The organism is Variovorax sp. GW821-FHT09A10 (genome assembly GCF_059418385.1).
In genome coordinates this window covers 1,099,496-1,122,516 of sequence record NZ_JBWKPT010000001.1, presented here as the reverse complement: position 1 = coordinate 1,122,516, position 23,021 = coordinate 1,099,496, and the positions used below count along the sequence as shown (strand labels likewise).

The following is a 23,021-nucleotide window of genomic DNA, read 5'->3' as shown; positions in this document are numbered from 1 at the left end:
CCTCAGATAGGCTTGAAATGTTCGAAGGGTTCGCGGCAGGCCATGCAGCGGTACAGGGCCTTGCACGCCGTGGAGCCGAAAGCCGACAGGCGCTCGGTGCGCTCGCTGGCGCAGCGGGGGCAGGCGATGCGCTCGCCGGCCATGCGGCCGAACAGCTTGATCGGTACGGCGGTGTTGGAGGCCTGCTCGGGCGTGAGGTGCGCGGGCGGCGCGATGCCGTAGGCCTTGAGCTTGTCGCGGCCTTCGTCGCTGATCCAGTCGCTGGTCCAAGCGGGCGCGCGGCGCAGCGTGGCGCGCGCACGGCCCAGGCCGGCGTTCTCGATGGCGGCCAGCACGTCGTGCTCGATGGCTTCGGTCGCGGGGCAGCCGGAGTAGGTCGGCGTGAGCACGATCTCCAGGCCGTCGTCGTGCTCGATCACCTCGCGCACGATGCCCAGGTCGCAGACCGACACGGCCGGCACCTCGGGGTCGGGCACGGTGTGCAGCACGGCCCACGCCGCATCGACGCGCGACGCCACGGCGTTCATCACCACACGCCTCCGGGGAAGCTGCGCTGCAGGTGCTGCATCTCGGCCAGGATGTAGCCCATGTGCTCGCTGTGCACGCCGTGCTTGCCGGTGCTGCGGAACGCGGCCTCCTTCGGCATGGCGAGGCCGGCGGCGTCGAGCACCTGCTGCATCTCGGCCAGCCACGGTTCGCGCAGTTCGCTCCAGGCCGGGCCGAGGCCGCTGGCGCTGGCCTGTGCATCGACGTCGTCGCTGTCGAACAGCTCGGGCACGTAGAGCCACAGCTGCTTGAGCGCCTTCTCGGTGCGGCGGCGCGATTCGTCGGTGCCGTCGCCCAGGCGCACGACCCAGTCGGCCGAGTGCTGCTGGTGGTAGCGCGCTTCCTTCAGCGCCTTGCCGGCGATGGCGGCCACCTCGGCGTCGCTCGATGCGGCCAGGCGTTGCCACAGCAGCTTGAGCAGCGTGGCGACCATGGTGTTGCGCAGCACGGCAAAGGCGAAGTCGCCGCGTGGCAGCTCGACCAGCGTGAGGTTGAAGTAGTCGCGCTCGTCGCGCAGGTAGGTGAGCTGGTCTTCGTCGTGCGCGCGGCCGGCGCCTTCGAGCTGGCCGGCGTGCGTGAGCACCGCGCGGGCCTGGCCGACGAGGTCGAGCGCGATGTTGGCCATCGCGATGTCTTCTTCGAGCACCGGTGCGTGGCCGCACCATTCGCCCAGGCGCTGCGCGAGCACCAGGCAGGTGTCACCGATGCGCAGCAGGTAGTGCACGGCGGGCGTGCGATTCAGTTCGATCGAGGCTTGCATGGCGTGCCGTTCCTGGCTCACATGTGGTCCACGGACTTGGGCAGCGCGTAGAAGGTGGGGTGGCGGTACACCTTGTCTTCGGCGGGGTCGAAGAACATGTCCTTGTCGCCGGGGTCGCTGGCCACGATCTGGTCGGAGCGCACCACCCAGATGCTGCTGCCTTCCTGGCGGCGCGTGTAGACGTCGCGCGCCATCTGGATCGCCATCTTCGGATCGACCGCGTGCAGGCTGCCGCAGTGCTTGTGGTCCAGGCCGGCCTTGCTGCGCACGAACACTTCCCACAGGGGCCACTCTTGCTTCACTTCGGTGCTCATGCTGCTTCCTTCATCGGTTGTTTGTTGGCGTGGGCGAGGGCGGCTTCGCGCACCCAGGCGCCGTCGTCCCAGGCGTCGACGCGGGCCTGCAGGCGTTCGCGATTGCAGGGGCCGTCGCCGGCGATCACGCGCCAGAATTCGCTCCAGTCGATGACGCCGAAGTCGTGCGCCTGGCGTTCTTCGTTCCACTTGAGGTCGGGGTCGGGCAGGGTCACGCCGAGGATCGCGGCCTGTTCGACGGTGGCGTCGATGAACTTCTGGCGCAGCTCGTCGTTGCTGAAGCGCTTGATGCCCCAGCGCATCGACTGCGCCGAGTTGGGCGACTGGTCGTCCGGCGGGCCGAACATCATGATCGAGGGCCACCACCAGCGGTTGACCGCGTCCTGCACCATGGCCTTTTGCGCGTCGGTGCCGTGGGTCATCATGGTCAGCAGCGACTCGTAACCCTGGCGCTGGTGAAAGCTCTCTTCGCGGCAGATGCGGATCATGGCGCGCGCGTACGGCGCGTACGAGCAGCGGCAGATCGGCACCTGGTTCATGATGGCCGCGCCGTCGACCAGCCAGCCGATGGTGCCCATGTCGGCCCAGCTGAGCGTGGGGTAGTTGAAGATCGAGCTGTACTTGGCCTTGCCCGTGTGCAGCGCGTCGAACATCTGGTCGCGCGACGTGCCCAGCGTTTCGGCGGCGGCGTACAGGTACAAGCCGTGACCGCCTTCGTCCTGCACCTTGGCCAGCAGGATGGCCTTGCGCTTGAGCGTGGGCGCGCGGCTGATCCAGTTGCCCTCGGGCAGCATGCCGACGATTTCGGAGTGCGCGTGCTGGCTGATCTGGCGCACCAGCGTCTTGCGGTAGTGCTCGGGCATCCAGTCTTTCGCCTCGATGAAGTCGCCGGCGTCGATGCGCGCGTCGAAGCGTTCCTCGAGACGCATCTCGTCGGCGGAGCGCACGGCCTTCTGCTTGCCGTCGCCTGCGTCCTTGCCCATCGTGTCCATGGCCTGGGTGTACATGTGCGTGTCCTTTCGGTGCGGTGTGTGGGGGCGCGGGCGGTTCAGCGCGGGCGCGTGTCGACGACGCGCCGGGCCTTGCCGGTCTGCGTGCGTTCCATTTCGTCGGGGCCGTGCACGACCACGCGGGTGGAGATGCCGATGAGCGTCTTCACGCGGTGCTGCACCCACTCGGAGATGGCGTTGCGGTCGGCCGCGGCGGCTTCGTGCGGCGTGAGTTCGCAGTGCACCTCGACCTGGTCGAGCAGGCCTTCGCGGCTCACACGCACCTGGTACAGGCCGGTGAGGGCGCTGTGCGCGAGCACGATCTCTTCCACCTGCGTGGGGAAGACGTTCACGCCGCGGATGATCATCATGTCGTCGCTGCGCCCGACGATCTTGCCCATGCGGCGGAACGATCGCGAGGTGGGCGGCAACAGGCGCGTGAGGTCGCGCGTGCGGTAGCGCACGATGGGCATGGCCTCCTTGCTCAGCGAGGTGAAGACCAGTTCGCCTTCTTCGCCGTCGGCCTTCAGCTCACCGGTTTCGGGGTCGATGATCTCGGGGTAGAAGTGGTCTTCCCAGATCACCGGGCCGTCCTTGCTCTCGACGCATTCGCTGGCCACGCCCGGGCCCATCACTTCGGAGAGGCCGTAGATGTCGACGGCATCGATGCCGGCGCGGGTCTCGATGTCGCGGCGCATGGCTTCGGTCCACGGCTCGGCGCCGAAGATGCCGACCTTGAGAGAGCTGTCTTTCGCGTCGAGGCCCTGGCGCTCGAACTGCTCGATGATCACCTGCATGTAGCTGGGCGTGACCATGATGATGTCGGGCTTGAAGTCCTGGATCAGCTGCACCTGCTTCTCGGTCTGGCCGCCCGACATCGGGATGACGGTGCAGCCCGCGCGCTCGGCGCCGTAGTGCGCGCCCAGGCCGCCGGTGAAGAGGCCGTAGCCGTAGGCCACGTGGATCATGTCGCCGGGCCGTCCGCCCGCCGCGCGGATCGAGCGTGCGACCAGGTCGGCCCAGGTGTCGATGTCGTTCTTGGTGTAGCCCACCACGGTCGGCTTGCCGGTGGTGCCCGACGACGCGTGGATGCGTGCCACCTGCGTGCGCGGCACGGCGAACATGCCGAAGGGGTAGTTGTCGCGCAGGTCGGTCTTCACCGTGAACGGGAATTTCGACAGGTCGGACAGCGACTTCAGGTCGTCGGGGTGCACGCCCTTGGCATCGAAGGCCTGGCGGTAGTGCGGCACGTTGTCATAAGCGTTGCGCAGCGTGGCGCGCAGGCGCGTGAGTTGCAGGGCGGCGATCTCGTCGCGGCTGGCGGTTTCGATCGGGTCGAGGTCGCCGGGGGCGGGGCGTTTCACGGTCATGGTGGGGTGTCTCCTCAAGCGGCCGGGACGGCCGGCCGGCCCTTGGCGGTGTAGGAGCGACCGCGGAACATCGCGATGCGCTCGCCGCGCTGGTTGGTGATTTCGGTGTCGTACACGCCGGTGCGGCCGGCCTTGGAGACTTCGAAGCAGCGCGCGGTGAGCACGTCGCCCTCGCGCGCCGGCGCGAGGAAGTCGATGGCGAAGCCCGAGGCCACGGTCAGCTCGTTGTACGAGTTGCAGGCGAAGGCGAAGGTGGAGTCGGCCAGCGTGGCCATGAAGCCGCCGTGGCAGATGGCGTGGCCGTTGAGCATGTCGGGGCGCACGCGCATCTCGAGCGTGGCCTGGCCGGGGCCGACCTCCACGATGCGCATGCCCAGGCCCTTGCTGGCGTTGTCGTTCGCGAACATGCCGTCGCGCACGAACTCGGCGGTCTGTTGCGGGGTGCGGGAAGCGTCGGTCATCTCAGCGGTCCTTGAACACCGGGGCGCGCTTGGCGCGGAAAGCCTCGACACCTTCGCGGTAGTCGTCGGCATTGCCCATCTCGCGTTGGATGCGCGCTTCTTCGGCAAGTGCCGCGCCCAGGTCGAGGTTCTGCGCGGCGGCCATCGCCTCGCGGGTGGCGACCAGCGCGCGCGTGGGCATGCCGGCCAGGCGCGCCGCCAGCGCGGCGGCGGTGTCGGCCAGGGCCGCGTCGTCCACGCACTGCCAGATCAGGCCGATGCGGGCGGCTTCCTCGGCGGGCAACTTGTCGCCCAGCATCGCGATGCCCAGCGCGCGCGCCGGGCCCACGAGACGCGGCAGCAGCCAGGTGCCGCCGGTGTCGGGCACGAGGCCGATCTTGGTGAAGGCCTGGATGAAGCTGGCCGAGCGGCCGGCCACGACGAGGTCGCAGCACAGCGCGAGGTTGGCGCCCGCGCCGGCCGCCACGCCGTTGACGGCGGCAACCACCGGCACCGGCATCGAGCGCAGGCGTGCGACCAGCGGGCCGTAATAAGCAGAGATGACGTGGCCCAGGTCCTTGGGCGCGGCGCCCGGCGTGGGGTCGGGCGCGACCGACGGGTCGGCCAGGTCCTGCCCCGCGCAGAAGGCGCGACCGGCACCGGTGAGCACCACGCAGCGCACGCTGCTGTCGGCGGCCGCGGCTTCGAGCGCGGCCAGCAGTTCGGCGTGCAGCCCGGTCGTGAAGCTGTTGAGCGCCGCGGGGCGGTTCAGGCTCAGCGTGCGGACGGCGCCGCTGTCGCTGATGAGTACCAAAGGCTCAGTCATGCGTGTCTCTTTCATCCTGTGTGGGGCCGGATCGGGAGGTCAAACACTATTGACCGACCGTTCGGTTGATTTTAGGATCGACCTCGATTCCGGCACAAGCGGGGTGCATTCAGGGCAAACCCTAGGAAGGTGTGAATGAATCCGGCGTGGCCGAGCAGCCCACGAAAAAACAAGGAGACCGAATGCCCAGCTATTCCATCGACGGCGTGATTCCTGTCGTCGACCCGAGCGCCTACGTGCATCCCACGGCCGTGCTGATCGGCGACGTGATCGTCGGCCCCCACTGTTATGTCGGCCCCTGCGCCAGCCTGCGCGGCGACTTCGGCCGCATCGTCTTGCAGGAAGGCTCCAACGTTCAGGACCACTGCTGCATCCACGGCTTTCCCGACAACGACACGGTGGTGGAGGTCAACGGCCACATCGGCCACGGCGCGATCCTGCACAGCTGCATCGTGCGGCGCGATGCGCTGGTGGGCATGAACGCGGTGGTGATGGACGAGGCCGAGGTGGGCGAGAAAGCCATCGTCGCGGCCTGCGCCTTCGTGCCCGCCGGCATGAAGGTGCCCGCGCGTTCGCTCGCGGCGGGCATCCCGGCCAAGGTGCGGCGCGAACTCAGCGACGAAGAGATCGCCTGGAAGCTCGAAGGCACGCAGACCTACCAGGCGCTGACGGTGCGCAGCCTGGCCAGCCTGCACGAGGTGGTGCCGCTCGCCGAGGTGGAAAAGGACCGGCCCCGCCTGCCCGCCACCGACGTGAAATCCCTGATCGCCACCCGCCGCGGATAGCCCTGCGGCTTCATGCAAGATCGCGACTGCTGCAACCCAGCAACCGACAGACAACCCAGGAAGAAGACCCGATGCCGCGTGGAAGATCCGCCACCTACGACGACCAGCGTGAACTGATCCTCGCGCAGGCCGCCCAGCTGTTCGCCCGCCGCGGCTATCCCGCGACCTCGATGAACCAAGTCGCCGAGGCCTGCAACCTGTCGAAGGCCACGCTCTATCACTACTACAAGGACAAGAGCAGCCTGCTCATCAGCATCGCCGAGACGCACGTCTCGAAGCTGGCGGCGCTGGTGGCCGAGGAAGAGGCCCAGCCGTCCACCGACGAAGAGCGCCTGCGCCGCTTCATCTACCGCATCGTCGAGGAGTACGCCGGCGCGCAGGACGCGCACCGCGTGCTGACCGACGACGTGCGCTTTCTCGAGGACGAAGACCGCGAGCGCGTGCTCGACCAGGAGCGCGCCGTGGTCGCCGGCTTTGCGCGCGCCGTGTCGGCGCTGCACCCCGGCGCGCCGAGCGACGAGCTCGCCAAGCCGCTGACCATGCTGCTGTTCGGCATGATCAACTGGATGTTCACCTGGATGAAGCCCGGCGGCCGGCTCGACCACGCGGCCATCGCGCCGATCGTGGCCGACCTGTTCCTGGGCGGCGTGGGGGCGGTGAAGCTGCCGGACCCCGCCGCGACCCCCGCCGGGGCCGATCAGGCTGCTGCCAGGTAGCGCGTGGCCGGCTTGCCGGTCTGCGACGCGCTGAACAGGGTGGCGCCCGCCTCGGTGAACGCCGCGAGCAGCTTGGCCTCGTTCACCGAGGGCAGGGTGATCGGCTCTCCCAGGTCGAGCCCGGCCAGTGCGGCATCCACGCAGTCTTCGGCGGCCATGATCGTGCCTTCGGCCAGCGTCGACATCGGCACGCCCGACAGCTCCCAGATGTCGGTGGCCGTGGCCGCCGGCAGCACCAGCTGCACCTTCACGCCGGTGCCCGCCACTTCGTCCTGCAGTCCGCGCGTGAACGCGACCACGAAGGCCTTGGTGCCGCTGTAGATGCTGCTGATCGGCAGCGTGTGAAAGCCCAGCACCGAGCCCACGTTCACCAGCGTGCCGCGGTTGCGCGATTTGAAGGCGGTCAACGCGGCGCGGCTCAGGTGCGCGAGCGCGTTGATGTTCACGTCCAGCATGCTCTGTAGCTGCGCGGGCGTGGTCTGCACGACGGGCGCGAGCGTGGAAATCCCGGCGTTGTTGACCAGCAGCGTGACCGACGGGTCGGCGGCCACGGCCTGGGCCACGCGTTCGAGGTCGCCGACGCTGGCCAGGTCGGCGGCCAGCGTCTGCACCTTCACGCCGTACCGGGCGCGCAGGTCGGCCGCGACTGCTTCCAGCAGCTCGGCGCGCCGAGCCACCAGCAGCAGGTCGTGGCCGCGGCGGGCCAGGCGGTCCGCATAGATCTTGCCGAGGCCGGCCGAGGCGCCGGTGACAACGGCGGTGCCGGGGGTTGCTTGATCGCTCATTTCGAATCCGTTCAAAGGGTAGAGGGTGGGTCGGAAAAGCCGTTTGCACTTCAAGCATGATGACCATCATGTTTGAGGTGTCGAAGCATGACGACTATCATGAATAGCGTCAAACGGGGGATCGAAGTACCCCGCAGCAGAAAGAGGTCACATGCGATACCCCGCAGCAGAAACCGCCGAAAAGCACCAGAAGATCCTCGAGGAAGCGTCGCGCCTGTTCAAGGAGCGCGGCTTCGGCGTGAGCGTGAGCGAGGTCATGAAAGCCACCGGCCTCACGCACGGGCCCTTCTACAACCACTTCGATTCGAAGGAGGCGCTGATGGCCGAGTGCATCACGCACTCCGCGGTGTCCGCGCTCGCCGACCTCGACGCGGCCGGAGAAACGCCCGAAGGCATGCGCGCCTACGTGCAGGCCTACCTGAGCCACGAGCACCGCGACGCGCGTGCCGAGGGCTGCCTGATGGCGGCGTTCGCCGGCCAGGCGGGCAACGGCGAAGGCGTGAATGCGTCGTTGACGGCGTACCTGAAACTCGTCATCGACCGCTTCACCCGCCGCTTTCCATGGCGCTCGAAAAAGAACGCACGGGGCGATGCGATCCGCACGCTGGCATCGATGTACGGCGGCGTGGTGATGGCCCGCGCGGTGGACGACGAGGCGCTGTCGGAAGAAATCCTGCGCGAGGTGCTCGCCGGCCTCGAGGCCGCGCCCAAGCCTCGCGCTTCGCGCGCTAAAGAATCCGGTTGAACCAGAGCAGCGACAGCCCCGCCGACAGCAGCGTGAGCACCGCCGCGCCCAGCGCGAACAGCGCGGAGATCTCGGTTTCCTTCTTCTCGACCGTGAGCCTGGAGCTCAGCGTTTCGTAGACCTTCTTCAGGTCGCTCGCGGTGCCGGCATAGAAGTACTCGGCGCTGGTCTTGTTGGCGATGGCCTTGAGGGTTTCTTCGTCGAGCCTCACGCGCATCGACCAGCCTTCGAAGCCGATGGTCTCGCCGTCGACCGTGCCCACGCCCACCGTGTAGATGCGCACGCCGCGGTCGGCCGCGGCCTTGGCGGCGTCCAGCGGGTCGACGCCGGTGGTGCGCTGGCCGTCGGTCAGCATGATGATCGCGGCCGAGGTGAACGAGCCGGGCGCCACGGGCGTGAACTCCTTGAGCTGCTTCTCGTTCTGGTCGATCGGGATGCCGCGCTGGCGGCTGGGTGCGCTGAACTGCGAGATGTCGATGCCCGCGTCGGGGAACAGCGTGGCCAGCGACACCACGATGGCGTTGCCCGTGGCCGTGGCGCGCTGCAGCTGGAAGCTGTCGATGGCCGTGACAAGGTCGTCGTGGCTGGTGGTGGGCAACTGCGCCACCTGCGCGCTGCCCGCGAAGGCGACGATGCCGACCTTCACGTGGCGCGGCAGGTCCTTGATGAAACTCTTGGCCGCTTCCTGCGCCGCCACCAGCCGGTTGGGCAGCACGTCGGCCGCGCGCATGCTGCCCGACACGTCCATCGCCAGGATGATGGTCTGCTGGTTCGAGGGCAGCACCACCACCGCCATCGGCCGCGCCGCCGCCACGAGCATGGCGGCCATGGCCACCAGGAACAGCAGCGGCGGAATGTGGCGCCGCAGGCTCTGGCCCGGGCCCATGGCCTCGCGCACGATCGACAGGCTGGCGTAGCGCACCGCCATCTTCTTCTTGCGGCGGATCAGCCAGACATACAGGAGCACCAGCAGCGGCAAGGCCGCCAGCAGCCAGAGGAATTGAGGCCAGAGGAATGTCATGCCGCCACCACCGCCTTCCCGCCACCCGCTGCAACACCGCGGACCCGGCGCTTGCGCAGGTCCGCGAATCGCACGATGGCTTCGACCAGATCGTCGTTGGTCGAGAGTTCGAGGGCGTCGACGCCGGCCCGGGCCAGCGACTCGCGCAGGGTGGTCTCGCGCTCGGCGGCCAGCCGCGCGAAGCGTTTGCGGAACCCCGCGTCATGGGTGTCGACCCACAGCTGCTCGCCGGTCTCGGCGTCGCGCAGCGGCACCAGGCCGAGGTCGGGCAGCTCGAGCTCGAGCGGATCGAACAGGCGCACGGCAATCACTTCGTGCCGCTGCACCAGCTGGCCCAGTGGGCGCTCCCAGCCGGGCTCGCTGAGAAAGTCGGACACCACGAACACCGTGGAGCGGCGCGGCATGAGCGCGGCGGCCGAGGTCAGCAGGTCGGCCAGGCGCGTCATGCCTTTCTGCGCGGGCGCGGCCTCGGCCTGGTGGGCGCGCTTTTCCATCGCGTGCAGCAGGTGCAGCACATGGCGGCGGCCGGTGCGCGGCGGAATCACGGCCTCGAGGTCGCGGCCGTAGACCAGCGCGCCGACCCGGTTGCCGTGCCGCGTGAGCAGCCGCGCGAGCACGCCGACGAAGCCGGCCGAGATCTCGCGCTTGGCCTTCAGGCCCGAGCCGAAATCGACCGAGCGGCTCAGGTCGAGCACGAACCACGCGGCCATCTCGCGGTCTTCGGTGAACACGCGCACGTGCGGCGTCTGCAGCCGCGCGGTGACGTTCCAGTCGATGTGGCGCACGTCGTCGTGGTGCTGGTACTCGCGCAGGTCGGCCAGGTCCAGGCCGGTGCCGCGCATCAGCGTGCGGTAGTCGCCCTGCAGCAGGCCGTCGAGGCGGCGGATCACGGTCCACTCGAGCCGGCGCAGCGCGCGTTCGGCCCCGCCGGCTTCGATCGCGAGCCGGTCGTCGTTCGCGGCCTCGGGGGCCTTACGCCACCAGCTTTTCATGTTCCAGGGGCTTGGGAGGTGCGGGAACGGCCTTCATGATCTTCTCGATCAGCCCGTCGGGCGTGAGCCCTTCGGACAGGCCTTCGTAGGACAGCGTCACGCGGTGGCGCAGCACGTCGGGCACCAGCGCGCTCATGTCTTCAGGCAGCGCGTAGCTGCGACCGCGCAGCAGCGCCAGGGCGCGCGCGCCTTCGGTGAGGCTGATGCTCGCGCGCGGGCTGGCGCCGAAGGTGATGAAGCGGCGCAGGTCCTTCAGGCCGTGCTTCTCGGGCGTGCGCGTGGCCGACACCAGCTTCACGGCGTACTGGATCAGCGAAGGGTCGACGTACACGCGCCGCGCCTCGGCCTGCAGCTCGGCCAGCTGTTCGGTGGTGGCGACCGGCGTGGCCGAGACGGGCGGGCCGATCACGCGCTGCACGATCACGAACTCTTCCTCGTCGCTCGGGTAGTCGACCATCACCTTCATCATGAAACGGTCGACCTGGGCCTCGGGCAACGGGTAGGTGCCTTCGGTCTCGATCGGGTTCTGCGTGGCCATCACGAGAAAGGGGCGCGGCACCTTGTGCGTCTCGCCGGCGATGGTGACCTGGCGCTCCTGCATCACCTCGAGCAGCGCGCTTTGCACCTTGGCCGGCGCGCGGTTGATTTCGTCGGCCAGCAGCAGGTTGGCGAACACCGGGCCCAGCGAGGTGCTGAATTCGCCCGTCTTCTGGTTGTAGATGCGCGTGCCCACGAGGTCGGCCGGCACCAGGTCGGGCGTGAACTGGATGCGCTTGAACTGGCCGCGCACCGTGTCGGCCAGCGTCTTGATGGTGAGCGTCTTGGCCAGCCCCGGCACGCCTTCGACCAGCAGGTGCCCGCCCGCGAGCATCGCGACCATCACGCGCTCGAGAAAGCGGTCCTGCCCCACGACCACGCGCTTCACCTCGTAGAGGATCTGCTCCATCAGCTCGGCGGTGGCGGGGGCGGTTGCAAAGGTCGACGAGGTCGGGTTTTCTGTGCTCATGCGAAGGGCTTTCTTTCGAAGAAATCAGAAAGGCGGCGAGCCTGCTGCCGAGGCGGCGTTCTCGATCGGCACCGCGAAGGCGATGCCGATGAAGGTGCGCTGTTGCGTCGGGTTGAGGATGGCGGTGACGATGCCGAGCACCTCGCCGTCCATGTTGATGAGCGGCCCGCCCGAATTGCCGGGGTTGGCGGCGGCGTCGAACTGGATCAGGTTACCCAGCTCCTGCTTGCCCTCGGGCGAGCGAAAGGAGCGCTTCAGGCCCGACACCACGCCGGCCGACACCGAGGGTCCGATGCCGAACGGAAAGCCCACCGCGGCCACCTGGTCGCCGGGGCGCAGGTCGGCGGTGGAGCGCATCACGGCGGGGATCAGGTCGTCGGGGATCTTCTGCGCCTGCAGCACCGCGAGGTCGTTCTCGGGCTGCACGCCGGTGATGACGGCGATGGCCTCCAGGCCGTCGGCGAAGGTGACCTTGATCTTCTCGGCGCCGGCGACCACGTGCAGGTTGGTGAGGATCACGCCCTTGTCGACGATCACCACGCCCGTGCCCACGCCGCGTTCGACCTCGCCCGGCGTGCCGTCGTCGGCGGGCGCTTCGGGCGGCTTGCCCTTGGCCATGTTGCGACCGCGCTTCTGGGTCCTGGCTTCGGGCGTGGCCTTCTCGGGGCCGTAGCCGACCACGCGCACCACCGAGGGCCGCACGATGTCGGCGGCCTTGGCAGCCGGTGAGGGCAGGGTGTTGGTCTGCAGCGTGCGCAGCACGGCGGCGTCGATGTCTTTCTGCGTGAGTGCCTTGGCGCCGTGGCGCGGTGCCCAGAAGGCGCCGCCGGCGGCGATGGCAATGCAGGTGACGGTGAGCAGTGCGAAGGCGCGGCGTCCGGGCTGCCAGCGTGCGCGCGGTGGTGGGGCTGGCACGGCGTCGGCCCCGGCCACAGCCGCGGCATCCGCCGGCGACCCGGCCGCCGGTTCTGCGGCCGGCGGCAGCGTGCGGGGCGAGCGGCTGTAGAAAGCGGGCCTGCGCATCGGAGAACCTCCGGCTAATAAGACGCGAGAAGGAGTTCACAGTAGCACGCTTTCCGCGCCTGTGCATCCCTTCGGGCATCATCGCGCGATGGCTGCGTTTGTCGATACCCACTGTCACCTCGATGCGCCCGAATTCGGGGCGGAGATGCCCGTCATCCGCGCCCGCGCGGCGGCGCAGGGCGTGGTGCTGTGCGTCATTCCGGCGGTGGCGGCCTTCAACTTCGCGACCGTGCGCGAACTGGCGCACGCGCGGGGCGACGCCTACGCGCTGGGCATCCACCCGCTGTGCACGGGGCAGGCGAGCGATGCCGACCTGCAGACGCTCGACGCCGAGCTGCATGCGCGGCGCGACGACCCGCGCCTGGTGGCGGTCGGCGAGATCGGGCTCGACTACTTCGTCGAAGGCCTGGACGCCGACAAACAGGAACGCTTCTTTCACACTCAGTTGCAACTGGCGCGCAAGCACGGACTGCCCGTGCTCATCCATGTGCGGCGCTCGGTCGACAAGGTGCTCAAGCACCTGCGCCAGACCGCGGGCGGGCGGCCGTGGCACGGCATCGCGCATGCGTTCAACGGCAGCGAACAGCAGGCGCAGGCCTGCATCGAGATCGGCCTGAAGCTGGGCTTCGGCGGCGCCGTGACCTTCGAGCGCGCGCTGCAGCTGCGCCGCCTCGCGGCCACCTTGCCGATGGACGCGCTGGTGATGGAAACCGACGCACCCGACATCCAGCCGCACTGGCTCTATCGCACGCAGGCGCAGCGCGATGCTGGCGAAGCGCAGGGCCGCAACGAGCCGGGCGAGCTGCCGCGCATCGCCGAAGTGGTGGCGCAGCTGCGGGGCATCGACATCGCGTCGCTGGCTGAAAACACCACGCGCAATGCGGTGGCGGCCCTGCCGAAGCTCCAAAGTCTGCTGAACGTGTCGGAGGGGCGTCCGCCTGCCGCGTAGGTCAAGTTCCCGACTTGCGCCAGCGCAGGTCATCGGGCCGGTTTTGCTGTCATCCTTGAAGTTCGAAGTGGCGTTGGTTGTCCAGTGGCACTGTCGTCACTCCGCACTTCACTCAAAAAAGGAGTCTTTCATGACCACATCTTTTGTTCGCACCCTGCCCGTCGCGCTCGCTTTGGCGCTGGCTTCCATCGGCGTGTCGGCCATCGCGCAGACCACCGCGGCCGAGCCCACGACCACCGAGAAGGTGAAGGAAGCCGGCAAGGACGCCGTCGATGCCACCGCACGCGGCACCGAAAAGGCCTGGGACGCCACCAAGAGCACGACCAAGAAGGCCGTGAACGCGACCGAAAACGGCGCCGAGAAGGCCTGGGATGCCACCAAGAGCGGCACCAAGAAGGCAGTCAACGCCACCGAGCGCGGCACCAAGAAGGCCTGGAAGGCCACCAAGCACACGACCAAGAAGGCCACCGCCGCCACCAAGAACGTGGCCGTGAAAACCGGTGACGCGGTCGAGAACGCCGGCCACAAGACGGCCGACGGCATGCGCAGCGCCGGCAAGGCGATCGGCGAGAAGGTGCCGGGCACGGCCGAGAACGAAGCCGCCAAGAAGTAAGTCACCCATCCCGATGCCGGACCTGTTCCGGCCCTCTCGAAAGAACCCGCTTCGGCGGGTTCTTTCATGGCTGCCCGCAGCAAGGGGATGGTGTGCTCGTAGTCAGGTGACGACACTACGCTGGACAGGCTCTGCTTTCCGGCGGAATGATGGAAAAGGACGTGACTCACGCCAGCGCCTCGCAAGTCGTACGGCAAATCCTCGAAGGGCCGGTCACCCGCCCGGCGCTGCTGCGCTGGCGACGCCAGCAGTTTCTTTCCGAAGCCGGGTTCGGCAGCTACTTCGGCGTGTTCGATTCCTTCGCTCAGGCGCGCGACTGGCTGCCGGCCAGCCCGGCGTTCGACCACGCGGCGCTCGCGGCCGAGTACGTGGACGTGCGCACGAAGAAGGTGTTCCCCTACGACTACCCCGTGATGTGGTGGCTCGACCGCGCGTTCAGAGAAGGAGCTACCCGCGTGCTCGACATCGGCGGCTCGGTGGGCGTGCACTTCTACGCCTACCGCCGCTATGTCGAGATGCCGCGCGGCTTGTCCTGGCGCGTCGTCGAAGTGCCGGCCATCGCATCGATCGGTCGGGACATGGCCGAGCGTCCCGGGGCCGAGGCCGATGGCCTGAGCTTCACAGGCGACCTGGAACATGCCATGGGCGGTGGCGACGACATCTGGATCGCCGCCGGTTCCCTGCAGTATTTCGAGAACGCGCGTCCCGGCGAATTGCTTCGGCACTGCGCGGTGCGGCCGCGCCATCTCCTGCTGAACAAGCTCCCGCTGCATGACGGCCAGGACTACGTCACGGCGCAGAACATCGGAGCCGGCTGCTTCTCGCCGGTGCACGTCTACAACCGCAGGCAGTACGTCGAAGAGATCGAGGCGCGCGGCTACGTCCTGCGCGACCAATGGCCGGTGCTCGAGCGCTCGCTGTACCTGCCGGGCTTTCCCGAGCGCTGTGTGCCGCAGTTCAGCGGCCTGTACTTCGTGCGCTGAGCGGCGCCGGGCAGGCGGCGGCGGTGGCACGATACCGCCCATGAAGCCTTCCGCCGCACCCGATGCCGCCACCGCCGCCGCCCTGCTCACCGGCCTGCCGCCCATCGTCTCGCCACAGACCGCCGTGCTCGTCCTCGGCAGCTTCCCCGGGGTCAGGTCGCTCGAGCGGCAGCAGTACTATGCACACCCCCAAAACCAGTTCTGGAAGATCTTGCAAGCCGTCTGGCCCGAAGTCCCCTTGCCGTCGGGCATAGACAGCTACGCGCAGCGCTGCCGCTGGCTGCTCGACCGCGGCCTGGGCGTGTGGGACGTGTACGCATCCTGCGAGCGCGAGGGCAGCCTCGATTCGGCCATCCGCGCGCCGGTGGCGAACGACATCGCCGGCTTGCGCCTGCCGAAGCTCGCGGCCATCGCGCACAACGGCGGCGAGAGCTTCAAGCATGCACGCCACACGCGCACCCTCGGGGTGCCGGTGTATTCGCTGCCATCCACCAGCCCCGCCAACGCGTCGTGGTCCTTCGAGCGCAAGCTCGCGGCCTGGCGCGAGGTCTTCGTTGCCCACCACCTTCTCTGATGGCTTCCTCCGCAAACAAGAAAACCCTCGTCCTCCCCGAAGTCAATTTTTCCGACTGGGGCGACATCCGCTACCTGCACCTGGGCACCGAATGGGTCCAGGGCTCGATGAAGCTCGACGCCCCCTTCGAGATCGAACTCGAGTACGTGCAGCGCATGATGGCCTGGCTGCTGTTCGTCGACAGCAAGGGCGTGGGCAACCGCCACGCCATGCAGCTGGGCCTGGGCGCGGCCACGCTCACCAAGTTCAGCCGCAAGACGCTGCGCATGCGCACCACCGCGGTCGAGCTGAACCCGCAGGTGGTGTCGGCCTGCCGCGGCTGGTTCAAGCTGCCGGCCGACGACCTGAAGCTGCGCGTGGTGATCGCCGACGCGGCCGAGGAAATCCGCAAGCCCGAATGGCAGGGCACGGTCGACGCGCTGCAGGTCGACCTGTACGACCACGAGGCCGCCGCGCCGGTGCTCGACAGCGAAGACTTCTACGCCGACTGCCGCGCGCTGCTCACCGAAGACGGCTGCATGACGGTCAACCTCTTCGGCCGCTCGTCGAGCTACGAACGCAGCCTCGAGAAAATCGCCGCCGCCTTCGGTGCCGACGCGGTCTGGGCCTTCAAGCCGACGCGCGAAGGCAACACGGTGGTGCTGGCCCAGCGCACAGCGTCGCGCCCGAAGCGCGAGGTGCTTGCCGAGCGCGCCCAAACCATCCAGACTCGCTGGGGCCTGCCCGCGCCGAAATGGCTGCGGGTCTTCAAGCCGATGACGCTTTCCCTCACCACCTGATTCCCGGTTCATGAGCGCTGTACCTGCCGCCGCCGCTGCTGCTGTCCGCCACGAAGGTCCGCTCGACCTGCGTCGCCTGATCGAATGGCTCGCCACCGACGGCGTGATCTCGCCGATGGAGGCCAAGCGCACCATCGCGCGCTGCGCCCAGGCCGAGAGCCGGCAGGCGCCGCTGGTGCGCCTGGCCAACGTGGCCATGACGCGCGAGGCCGACGGCAAGCCGCTCGACCTCGAGGCGCTCACGCAGTGGCTGGCCGGCCGCGCCGGCCTGGCTTATCTGCGCATCGATCCGCTCAAGGTCGATGTGGGCAAGGTGGCCGACACCATGAGCGCCGGCTACGCCGAGCGCCACAAGGTGCTGCCGGTGCAGGTGCTGCCGAACGAGGTGGTGGTGGCCACGGCCGAGCCCTTCCTCACCGACTGGATCGCCGAGGTCGAGCGCCAGTCGAAGCGCACCGTGCGCCGCGTGGTGGCCAACCCGGCCGACATCCAGCGCTACACGGCCGAGTTCTTTGCGCTCGCCAAGTCGGTGCGCGCCGCGCAGAAGGCCGGCGGCAACACCGGCGGTGCGAGCTTCGAGCAGCTGGTCGAACTGGGCAAGAGCACCAAGCAGCTCGACGCGAACGACCAGAGCGTGGTGCAGGTGGTCGACTGGCTGTGGCAGTACGCCTTCGACCAGCGCGCCAGCGACATCCACCTGGAGCCGCGCCGCGAGCAGGGCGTGATCCGTTTCCGCATCGACGGCATCCTGCACCCGGCCTACCAGATGCCCATGGGCGTGATGAACGCGATGGTCGCGCGCATCAAGTTGCTGGGCCGCATGGACGTGGTCGAAAAACGCCGCCCGCTCGACGGCCGCATCAAGACCCGCAACATGCGCGGCGACGAAGTCGAAATGCGCCTGTCCACCTTGCCGACCGCCTTCGGCGAGAAGATGGTGATGCGGATCTTCGACCCCGACACCGCAGTGAAAGACCTCGACGCGCTGGGCTTCGCGCAGCACGACGCGCAGCGCTGGGAGCAGCTCGTCACGCGGCCCAACGGCATCATCCTGGTGACCGGGCCCACGGGCTCGGGCAAGACCACCACGCTGTACTCCACGCTCAAGCGCGTGGCGACCGAAGAGGTCAACGTGAGCACGGTCGAAGACCCGATCGAAATGATCGAGCCCTCGTTCAACCAGACGCAGGTGCAGCCGCAGCTGGACTTCGGTTTCACCGAGGGCCTGCGCGCGCTGATGCGGCAGGACCCGGACATCATCATGGTCGGCGAAATCCGCGACCTCGCCACCGCCGAGATGGCGGTGCAGGCCGCGCTCACCGGCCACCTCGTGTTCAGCACGCTGCACACCAACGATGCGCCGAGCGCCATCACGCGGATGATGGAACTGGGCGTGCCCTCGTACCTCATCACCGCCGTGATGCTGGGCGTGCTCGCGCAGCGTTTGGTGCGCACGCTGTGCCCGCATTGCAAGCAGCCCGACGACGCGGTCACGCGCGAGAGCCTCGAGGCCATCGTCAAGCCGTGGCAGATCACCGGCCCGGTGCGTGCCTACAAGCCGGTGGGGTGCGTCGACTGCCGCATGACCGGCTACATGGGTCGCATGGGTTTGTACGAACTGCTGAGCGTGACCGAGCCGTTCAAGGACCAGGTCACCAAGGAACCCAACCTCACGGGCCTGCGACGCCAGGCCGTGATCGACGGCATGCGACCCTTGCGATTGGCCGGCGCACTGCGCGTGGCCGAAGGCGTGACGACCATCGAGGAAGTGCTCAGCGCCACGCCTCCGCTGGAATAGGAGCAGCGGCCTCGGGTCCTACGAGGCATGAGGCATTTCGGGTTATCCCTAGTCCCCCGGTTAGTGGAATCCACATCAGCCTGACCGGAGGCTGACTCGACAATCCCGCATCGAAATTGTTCGAGGAGACTGTTCGTGAAAATCAAAAGTCAGAAAGACTTTTTCTCGGGACTGATGTTCACCGTCGTGGGCGTGGCGTTCGCATGGGGCGCCACCACCTACAGCGTGGGCAGCGGCGCCCGCATGGGTCCGGGTTACTTCCCGCTGATGCTGGGCATCCTGATGGCGCTGATCGGCCTGGGCATCATGTTCAGCGGGCTCTCCGTTGAAACGACCGACGGCGAAAAGATCGGCAAGTGGGCCTGGAAGCAAGTGGTGTTCATCCTGGGCGCCAACCTCGCCTTCGGCGTGCTGCTCGGCGGCCTGCCGAGCATCGGCGTGCCGGCCATGGGCATGATCATCGCGATCTACGCGCTCGTGATCATCGCCAGCCTCGCGGGCCACGAGTTCAAGCTGCCGACCGTGCTGATCCTGGCCACCATCCTGGCCATCGGCAGCTACGTCGCATTCATCTGGGCGCTCAAGCTGCAGATCCAGGTCTGGCCGACCTTCATCACCGGTTGAGAAGAAAGCTGCTCACACCATGGAACTGTTTGAACACCTCTCGATGGGTTTTGGCGTTGCCTTTACCTTCACGAACCTGCTGTACTGCCTGGTCGGCTGCATTCTGGGCACGCTGATCGGCGTGCTCCCGGGCATCGGCCCGGTCGCGACCATCGCGATGCTGCTGCCCGCCACGTACGCGCTGCCGCCTGTGTCGGCGCTGATCATGCTGGCCGGTATCTACTACGGCGCGCAATACGGTGGCTCGACCACCGCGATTCTGGTGAACCTGCCGGGCGAATCGTCGTCGGTGGTGACCGTGATCGACGGCTACCAGATGGCGCGCAAGGGCCGTGCAGGTCCGGCGCTCGCTGCGGCCGGCCTGGGCTCGTTCTTCGCAGGCTGCGTCGGCACGCTCATTCTTGCCGCCTTCGCACCGCCGCTGACCGAGCTGGCCTTCAAGTTCGGCCCGGCCGAGTACTTCTCGCTGATGATCCTGGGCCTGATCGGCGCCGTGGTGCTGGCCTCGGGTTCGCTGCTCAAGGCGATCGCGATGATCGTGCTGGGCCTGCTGATGGGCCTGGTCGGTACCGACGTGAACTCGGGTGTCGCACGCTACAGCTTCGACATTCCTGAGCTCACCGACGGCATCGGCTTCGTGGCCATCGCCATGGGCGTGTTCGGCTACGGCGAAATCATTGCCAACCTCTCGCGCCCGGACGACGAGCGCGAAGTGTTCACCGCCAAGGTCTCGGGCCTGTTCCCGACCAAGGAAGACTTCAAGCGCATGGTGCCTGCCGTGCTGCGCGGCACGGCGCTGGGTTCGGCCCTGGGCATCCTGCCCGGCGGCGGTGCACTGCTGGCGGCTTTCGCGGCCTACACGATCGAGAAGAAGACCAAGCTGAAGCCGGGCGAAGTGCCCTTCGGCAAGGGCAACATCCGCGGCGTGGCAGCTCCCGAGTCGGCCAACAACGCCGGCGCGCAGACCTCCTTCATTCCGCTCTTGACGCTGGGCATTCCGCCCAACGCCGTGATGGCGCTGATGGTGGGCGCGATGACCATCCACAACATCCAGCCGGGCCCGCAGGTGATGACCAGCAACCCCGAGCTGTTCTGGGGCCTCATTGCCTCGATGTGGCTGGGCAATGCGATGCTGATCATCCTGAACCTGCCGCTGATCGGCATGTGGATCAAGCTGCTGTCGGTGCCCTACAAGTTCCTGTTCCCGGCGATCGTTCTGTTCTGCGCGATCGGCGTGTACTCGACCAACAACAACACCTTCGATATCTGGATGGTGGGCATCTTCGGTCTGGTGGGCTACACCTTCTTCAAGCTGGGTTGCGAGCCTGCGCCGCTGCTGCTGGGCTTCATCCTGGGCCCGATGATGGAAGAGAACCTGCGCCGTTCGCTGCTGCTGTCGCGTGGCGACTGGAGCGTGTTCGTCACGCGTCCGATCTCGGCCAGCCTGCTGGCGGCGGCGGCCCTGCTGCTCATCATCGTGCTGTTGCCGGCCGTGAAGTCCAAGCGCGAAGAGGCCTTCGTCGAAGACTGATCGACGGGCTTTCTCTGAACGCACAAACGGCGCCCTCGGGCGCCGTTTTTCTTTGGGGGACGCCGTCGTCCCTATCGGCCCAGCGCGCTGAGCACCGCGACGGTCATCGCGTGCACGCCGGTCTTGATCGACGGCTCGGGCACCGGCGCGAAGAAGGGCGAATGGTTGCGGGCCAGCGGCTTGCCGCCGGGTTGGGCGGAGGCCGCGATGTCCCGCGCATCGAGCACGCCGATCGTGAAGTACATCGACGGCACGCCGGCGTTGATGAAGGCCGAGAAGTCTTCGCTGCCCGTCGACGGCACCGTGGAGGCGATGACCTGCGCTGCGCCCAGCGCTTGCTTGAGCGCGGCGGCCGCGCGGGTCACGACCGCTTCGTCGTTGACCAGCGCTTCTCCGCCCGGCACCAGCTTGACCACGGGTTCGGGCGCCCCGCTCGTTGCCGCAGCCGCCATGGCCATGCGGCGCACGCCGGCCAGCAGCTGCTCGCGCACCTGCGGCTTGTACGAGCGGATGGTGCCGCGCAGCGTGACCGTGTCGGGAATGATGTTGCCGGCGGTGCCGCCCTGGATGGCGCCGATGGTCACGACACCGAATTCGGCCGGGTCTTTCTCGCGGCTCACCACGGCCTGCACGTCGGTCACGAAGCGCGCGGCGATCACGATCGGGTCGATGGTGGTGTGCGGCCGCGAGCCGTGGCCGCCGCGGCCCTTGAAGACGATTTCCAGCGCGTCGGAGTTGGAACTGCTGATGCCGATGCCGTAGCCGATGGCGCCGTGCGGCGTGGGCGCCGTGTGCAGCGCGAACGCGGCGTCGGGCTTGGGAAAGCGCGTGAACAGGCCGTCCGCGAGCATCGCCTTGGCGCCCGAGACGGTTTCTTCGGCGGGCTGGCCGATGAACATCAGCGTGCCTTTCCATTGGTCCTTGAGCGCGACCAGCGTGCGCGCGGTGCCGAGCCAGCTGGCCATGTGGATGTCGTGGCCGCAGCTGTGGGCCACGAAGCTGTCGCGCCCGCCCCAGTCGGTGCGGGCCTGGCTGGCGTAGGGCAGGCCGGTCTTCTCTTCCATCGGCAGGCCGTCCATGTCGGTGCGCACCATCACGACCGGCCCGGGGCCGTTGCGGTACAGCGCCACGACGCCGGTGCCGCCGACCTTCTCGGTCACCTCGAAGCCGATGGCGCGCATCTCGGCGGCGAGCAGGGCGGCGGTGCGCGTTTCCTTGAAAGCGAGCTCGGGGTGGGCGTGCAGGTCCTTGTAGAGGGCGTCGAGCCGGGGGTACATCGCATCGACGAGCGGCGGGATCGCCGACGCCTGCGGTGATGCGGCGGGCTGGGCCTGCGCGCCTGCGCCGAGGCTGAGGGCGAGGAGGGCGGCGGCGGCCAGTGAACGAAGGGCGAAGGTGTGTGCGTGGGTCGGCATGGAATGAGTGCAGGGGCGCATGAAGAGGAAGATCAGAAGATGTGGCGGATGCCGAAGTCGTAGCCCGTGGCGCTGCGCGGGCGCCAGCCGCTGGCGGCCAGGTAGCCCGGATAGGGCGCGTCGCTGGCGCTCGTCACGGCGCCGATCGCCTTGTCGTTCTGGCCGTCCCGGATGCGAACGCGCGCGAACGTGGCGTACAGCGCCGTGCGGCGGGACAGGTGGTGCACGTAGCCCAGCGCCCATTGGCTGGCGCTGGCGCCTTGCGCGGTGTCTCCCGGCAGGCCGGTGGCGCCGGCCTTGTAGCTGACGCGACCGAACGAGGCGCGGACGAGTCCCGGGCCCACGGGCACCGTGGCGCCCACCAGGTAGCCGTTGTACTTGTCGGTGCGATCCTGCATCCACGGCTGTGCCTGCGCGCGCCGGTGCCGCAGTTGCGACAACTCGCCCAGCAGCTTGACGGGGCCGAAGTCGTAGGTGGCACTGAGGCTGACGGTCTTCAGCCGGTCCTCGCCGCCGGCGTCGACGGGCGGCTTGGCTGCCGAACCCGAGGGCAGGCGGTCCTTGTTGTCTTCACCGAACGCCAGCGCCACGTTGAGCGGTCCCTTGGCGTAGCCGAAGCGCCCGCCCAGGTAGCGCCCGCGCGCGTTCGTCGGCGTCACGTCCGGGCTGTAGCGGGTGTTCTCGGGCAGGGCGTACTGGAGCTGCCCGTGGAAGCCGCCGAGGTCCGGCGGCAGGAAGTAGCCGATGCTGTTGCTGGCGCGCGCGTAGTTGTCGCCGGCCGCCACGCCGGCCGGTGCGCCGCCCAGGAGCGTGGACGAGGCGCTGTTGACGCGCGCGATCACCGACAGGCCCGCGCCCTGCACGGCGAAGGGGTCGGCCAGCGAGTCGTTGCGGAAGATCGGCGTGTAGTCGCGGCCCAGCCGCAGCTCGCCGAAGCCGCCCGACAGGCTCAGCGTCGAACGCTTGGCGAACGAGGCCAGGCCCGTCTTGCCGTCGTCGTTGGCGATGTTCGACTCCAGCCAGAAGCTCGCCGCCAGGCCACCACCCAGGTCTTCCGTGCCCCGAAAGCCCAGGCTGCTGCCGCGGTAGCCGCCGCGCGACAGCGTGGTCTGGCTTTGCGTCACCCGCGGCACGGCCGCGGCGAGCACGGCGGCGGCAGGGCGCCTCGGATCGAACGCCGGGCGGTACTCGCTGACGGTCTCGAAATGGCTGACGCCCGCATCCATGACGCCGAACAGCGTCACCGAGGACTGCGCCGAGGCCGCGCCGGCCAGCGCCAGCAGGGCCAGGCCGAGCGGGTGCCGCTTCACGCGAAGAACGCGCGAGCTGAAGCAGAGGGCGCCGGCATCGGCGCCCTCGAAGGAAGGAAGGTTCAAGGGGAGGTCTCCTGTGCGCCACTTCTGTGTCGAGTGGACTGGCGCGACTATCGGACGGCAG

At 68.4% G+C, this 23,021-nt stretch carries 25 protein-coding genes; 11 read left to right on the top strand and 14 right to left on the bottom strand.

The features are described from left to right. Nucleotides 1-2: 2 nt before the first annotated feature. Genes paaD through AC07Q9_RS05370 form a run of 7 tightly spaced genes read right to left on the bottom strand, consistent with a single transcriptional unit; the run spans nucleotide 3 to nucleotide 5,245 of the window. A complete protein-coding gene (gene paaD, locus AC07Q9_RS05400) occupies nucleotides 3-527 on the bottom strand; it encodes a 1,2-phenylacetyl-CoA epoxidase subunit PaaD (RefSeq protein WP_495307833.1) in 525 nt (174 codons plus the stop codon). Then, entirely contained in the window at nucleotides 527-1,306 is a 780-nt protein-coding gene (paaC, locus tag AC07Q9_RS05395; protein ID WP_495307831.1) for a 1,2-phenylacetyl-CoA epoxidase subunit PaaC, read from the bottom strand. Before paaC ends, paaD begins: the two co-directional genes overlap by 1 nt. 17 nt (nucleotides 1,307-1,323) lie before the next feature. Next, on the bottom strand, nucleotides 1,324-1,620 hold the full coding sequence (gene paaB, locus AC07Q9_RS05390; protein WP_056578133.1) for a 1,2-phenylacetyl-CoA epoxidase subunit PaaB: 297 nt from the start codon (nucleotides 1,618-1,620) through the stop codon (nucleotides 1,324-1,326). Further along, nucleotides 1,617-2,627 carry a 1,2-phenylacetyl-CoA epoxidase subunit PaaA gene (gene paaA, locus AC07Q9_RS05385; protein WP_495307828.1) on the bottom strand — a complete coding sequence of 337 codons (1,011 nt, stop codon included), beginning with the start codon at nucleotides 2,625-2,627 and terminating at the stop codon, nucleotides 1,617-1,619. The genes paaB and paaA overlap by 4 nt, the downstream gene beginning before the upstream one ends. Before the next feature lie 41 nt (nucleotides 2,628-2,668). Further along, nucleotides 2,669-3,979: a phenylacetate--CoA ligase PaaK gene (gene paaK, locus AC07Q9_RS05380; RefSeq protein WP_495307826.1), complete on the bottom strand. Its 1,311-nt coding sequence runs from the start codon at nucleotides 3,977-3,979 to the stop codon at nucleotides 2,669-2,671. Between the two features lie 14 nt (nucleotides 3,980-3,993). Further along, nucleotides 3,994-4,440, bottom strand: coding sequence for a hydroxyphenylacetyl-CoA thioesterase PaaI (gene paaI / locus AC07Q9_RS05375; protein WP_056578139.1), 447 nt, complete (start codon nucleotides 4,438-4,440; stop codon nucleotides 3,994-3,996). Nucleotide 4,441: 1 nt separating this feature from the next. Then, entirely contained in the window at nucleotides 4,442-5,245 is an 804-nt protein-coding gene (locus AC07Q9_RS05370) for an enoyl-CoA hydratase-related protein (RefSeq protein WP_099795402.1), read from the bottom strand. 182 nt (nucleotides 5,246-5,427) lie between these two features. On the opposite strand from AC07Q9_RS05370, the gene AC07Q9_RS05365 reads away from it, so the two are divergent. Both AC07Q9_RS05365 and AC07Q9_RS05360 read left to right on the top strand, forming a co-directional pair. Next, nucleotides 5,428-6,030: a phenylacetic acid degradation protein PaaY gene (locus AC07Q9_RS05365; RefSeq protein ID WP_495307824.1), complete on the top strand. Its 603-nt coding sequence runs from the start codon at nucleotides 5,428-5,430 to the stop codon at nucleotides 6,028-6,030. A gap of 71 nt (nucleotides 6,031-6,101) precedes the next feature. Next, nucleotides 6,102-6,746 carry a TetR/AcrR family transcriptional regulator gene (locus tag AC07Q9_RS05360; RefSeq protein WP_495301009.1) on the top strand — a complete coding sequence of 215 codons (645 nt, stop codon included), beginning with the start codon at nucleotides 6,102-6,104 and terminating at the stop codon, nucleotides 6,744-6,746. Here the strand turns inward: AC07Q9_RS05360 and AC07Q9_RS05355 are convergent. Next, nucleotides 6,728-7,531, bottom strand: a complete 804-nt coding sequence (locus AC07Q9_RS05355; protein WP_495307821.1) for an SDR family NAD(P)-dependent oxidoreductase — start codon at nucleotides 7,529-7,531, stop codon at nucleotides 6,728-6,730. The two genes, AC07Q9_RS05360 and AC07Q9_RS05355, sit on opposite strands and share 19 nt — an antisense overlap. Nucleotides 7,532-7,682: 151 nt before the next feature. Between AC07Q9_RS05355 and AC07Q9_RS05350 the strand changes: the two genes are divergently transcribed. Further along, the gene (locus tag AC07Q9_RS05350; RefSeq protein ID WP_495307820.1) at nucleotides 7,683-8,276 is read left to right on the top strand and encodes a TetR/AcrR family transcriptional regulator; all 594 of its coding nucleotides are present in this window, start codon (nucleotides 7,683-7,685) and stop codon (nucleotides 8,274-8,276) included. Here the strand turns inward: AC07Q9_RS05350 and AC07Q9_RS05345 are convergent. The 4 genes from AC07Q9_RS05345 to AC07Q9_RS05330 are packed head-to-tail and all read right to left on the bottom strand — an operon-like array spanning nucleotide 8,260 to nucleotide 12,318. Next, nucleotides 8,260-9,297: a VWA domain-containing protein gene (locus tag AC07Q9_RS05345; protein ID WP_492677228.1), complete on the bottom strand. Its 1,038-nt coding sequence runs from the start codon at nucleotides 9,295-9,297 to the stop codon at nucleotides 8,260-8,262. The two genes, AC07Q9_RS05350 and AC07Q9_RS05345, sit on opposite strands and share 17 nt — an antisense overlap. Beyond that, on the bottom strand, nucleotides 9,294-10,289 hold the full coding sequence (locus AC07Q9_RS05340; protein WP_062478616.1) for a DUF58 domain-containing protein: 996 nt from the start codon (nucleotides 10,287-10,289) through the stop codon (nucleotides 9,294-9,296). Before AC07Q9_RS05340 ends, AC07Q9_RS05345 begins: the two co-directional genes overlap by 4 nt. Further along, nucleotides 10,270-11,295: an AAA family ATPase gene (locus tag AC07Q9_RS05335; RefSeq protein ID WP_070063644.1), complete on the bottom strand. Its 1,026-nt coding sequence runs from the start codon at nucleotides 11,293-11,295 to the stop codon at nucleotides 10,270-10,272. The genes AC07Q9_RS05340 and AC07Q9_RS05335 overlap by 20 nt, the downstream gene beginning before the upstream one ends. 24 nt (nucleotides 11,296-11,319) lie before the next feature. After that, nucleotides 11,320-12,318 (bottom strand): S1C family serine protease, encoded by a 999-nt coding sequence (locus tag AC07Q9_RS05330; protein ID WP_495307818.1) that lies wholly within the window; start codon nucleotides 12,316-12,318, stop codon nucleotides 11,320-11,322. A gap of 88 nt (nucleotides 12,319-12,406) precedes the next feature. Between AC07Q9_RS05330 and AC07Q9_RS05325 the strand changes: the two genes are divergently transcribed. From AC07Q9_RS05325 to AC07Q9_RS05290, 8 genes are all read left to right on the top strand, one after another. Further along, a complete protein-coding gene (locus AC07Q9_RS05325; RefSeq protein WP_495307816.1) occupies nucleotides 12,407-13,267 on the top strand; it encodes a TatD family hydrolase in 861 nt (286 codons plus the stop codon). Nucleotides 13,268-13,397: 130 nt separating this feature from the next. Next, nucleotides 13,398-13,880, top strand: a complete 483-nt coding sequence (locus tag AC07Q9_RS05320; protein WP_495307814.1) for a hypothetical protein — start codon at nucleotides 13,398-13,400, stop codon at nucleotides 13,878-13,880. Nucleotides 13,881-14,041: 161 nt separating this feature from the next. Further along, a complete protein-coding gene (locus tag AC07Q9_RS05315; protein ID WP_495307812.1) occupies nucleotides 14,042-14,863 on the top strand; it encodes a methyltransferase, TIGR04325 family in 822 nt (273 codons plus the stop codon). Between the two features lie 40 nt (nucleotides 14,864-14,903). Then, a complete protein-coding gene (locus AC07Q9_RS05310; RefSeq protein ID WP_495307811.1) occupies nucleotides 14,904-15,437 on the top strand; it encodes a DNA-deoxyinosine glycosylase in 534 nt (177 codons plus the stop codon). Continuing rightward, nucleotides 15,437-16,216 (top strand): class I SAM-dependent methyltransferase, encoded by a 780-nt coding sequence (locus AC07Q9_RS05305; protein WP_489059852.1) that lies wholly within the window; start codon nucleotides 15,437-15,439, stop codon nucleotides 16,214-16,216. The genes AC07Q9_RS05310 and AC07Q9_RS05305 overlap by 1 nt, the downstream gene beginning before the upstream one ends. Before the next feature lie 10 nt (nucleotides 16,217-16,226). Then, nucleotides 16,227-18,014, top strand: coding sequence for a type IV pilus assembly ATPase TfpB (gene tfpB, locus AC07Q9_RS05300; RefSeq protein WP_489059850.1), 1,788 nt, complete (start codon nucleotides 16,227-16,229; stop codon nucleotides 18,012-18,014). 135 nt (nucleotides 18,015-18,149) lie between these two features. Next, entirely contained in the window at nucleotides 18,150-18,638 is a 489-nt protein-coding gene (locus AC07Q9_RS05295) for a tripartite tricarboxylate transporter TctB family protein (protein WP_495307809.1), read from the top strand. Between the two features lie 19 nt (nucleotides 18,639-18,657). Continuing rightward, nucleotides 18,658-20,169, top strand: coding sequence for a tripartite tricarboxylate transporter permease (locus tag AC07Q9_RS05290; protein WP_390346221.1), 1,512 nt, complete (start codon nucleotides 18,658-18,660; stop codon nucleotides 20,167-20,169). 71 nt (nucleotides 20,170-20,240) lie between these two features. Here AC07Q9_RS05290 and AC07Q9_RS05285 read toward each other — a convergent pair whose 3' ends face one another. Together AC07Q9_RS05285 and AC07Q9_RS05280 are read right to left on the bottom strand one after the other, a co-directional pair. Continuing rightward, a complete protein-coding gene (locus AC07Q9_RS05285) occupies nucleotides 20,241-21,584 on the bottom strand; it encodes an amidohydrolase (RefSeq protein WP_495307807.1) in 1,344 nt (447 codons plus the stop codon). A 32-nt stretch (nucleotides 21,585-21,616) separates the two neighbouring features. Beyond that, nucleotides 21,617-22,894, bottom strand: a complete 1,278-nt coding sequence (locus AC07Q9_RS05280; RefSeq protein ID WP_495308225.1) for a porin — start codon at nucleotides 22,892-22,894, stop codon at nucleotides 21,617-21,619. Nucleotides 22,895-23,021 lie beyond the last annotated feature (127 nt).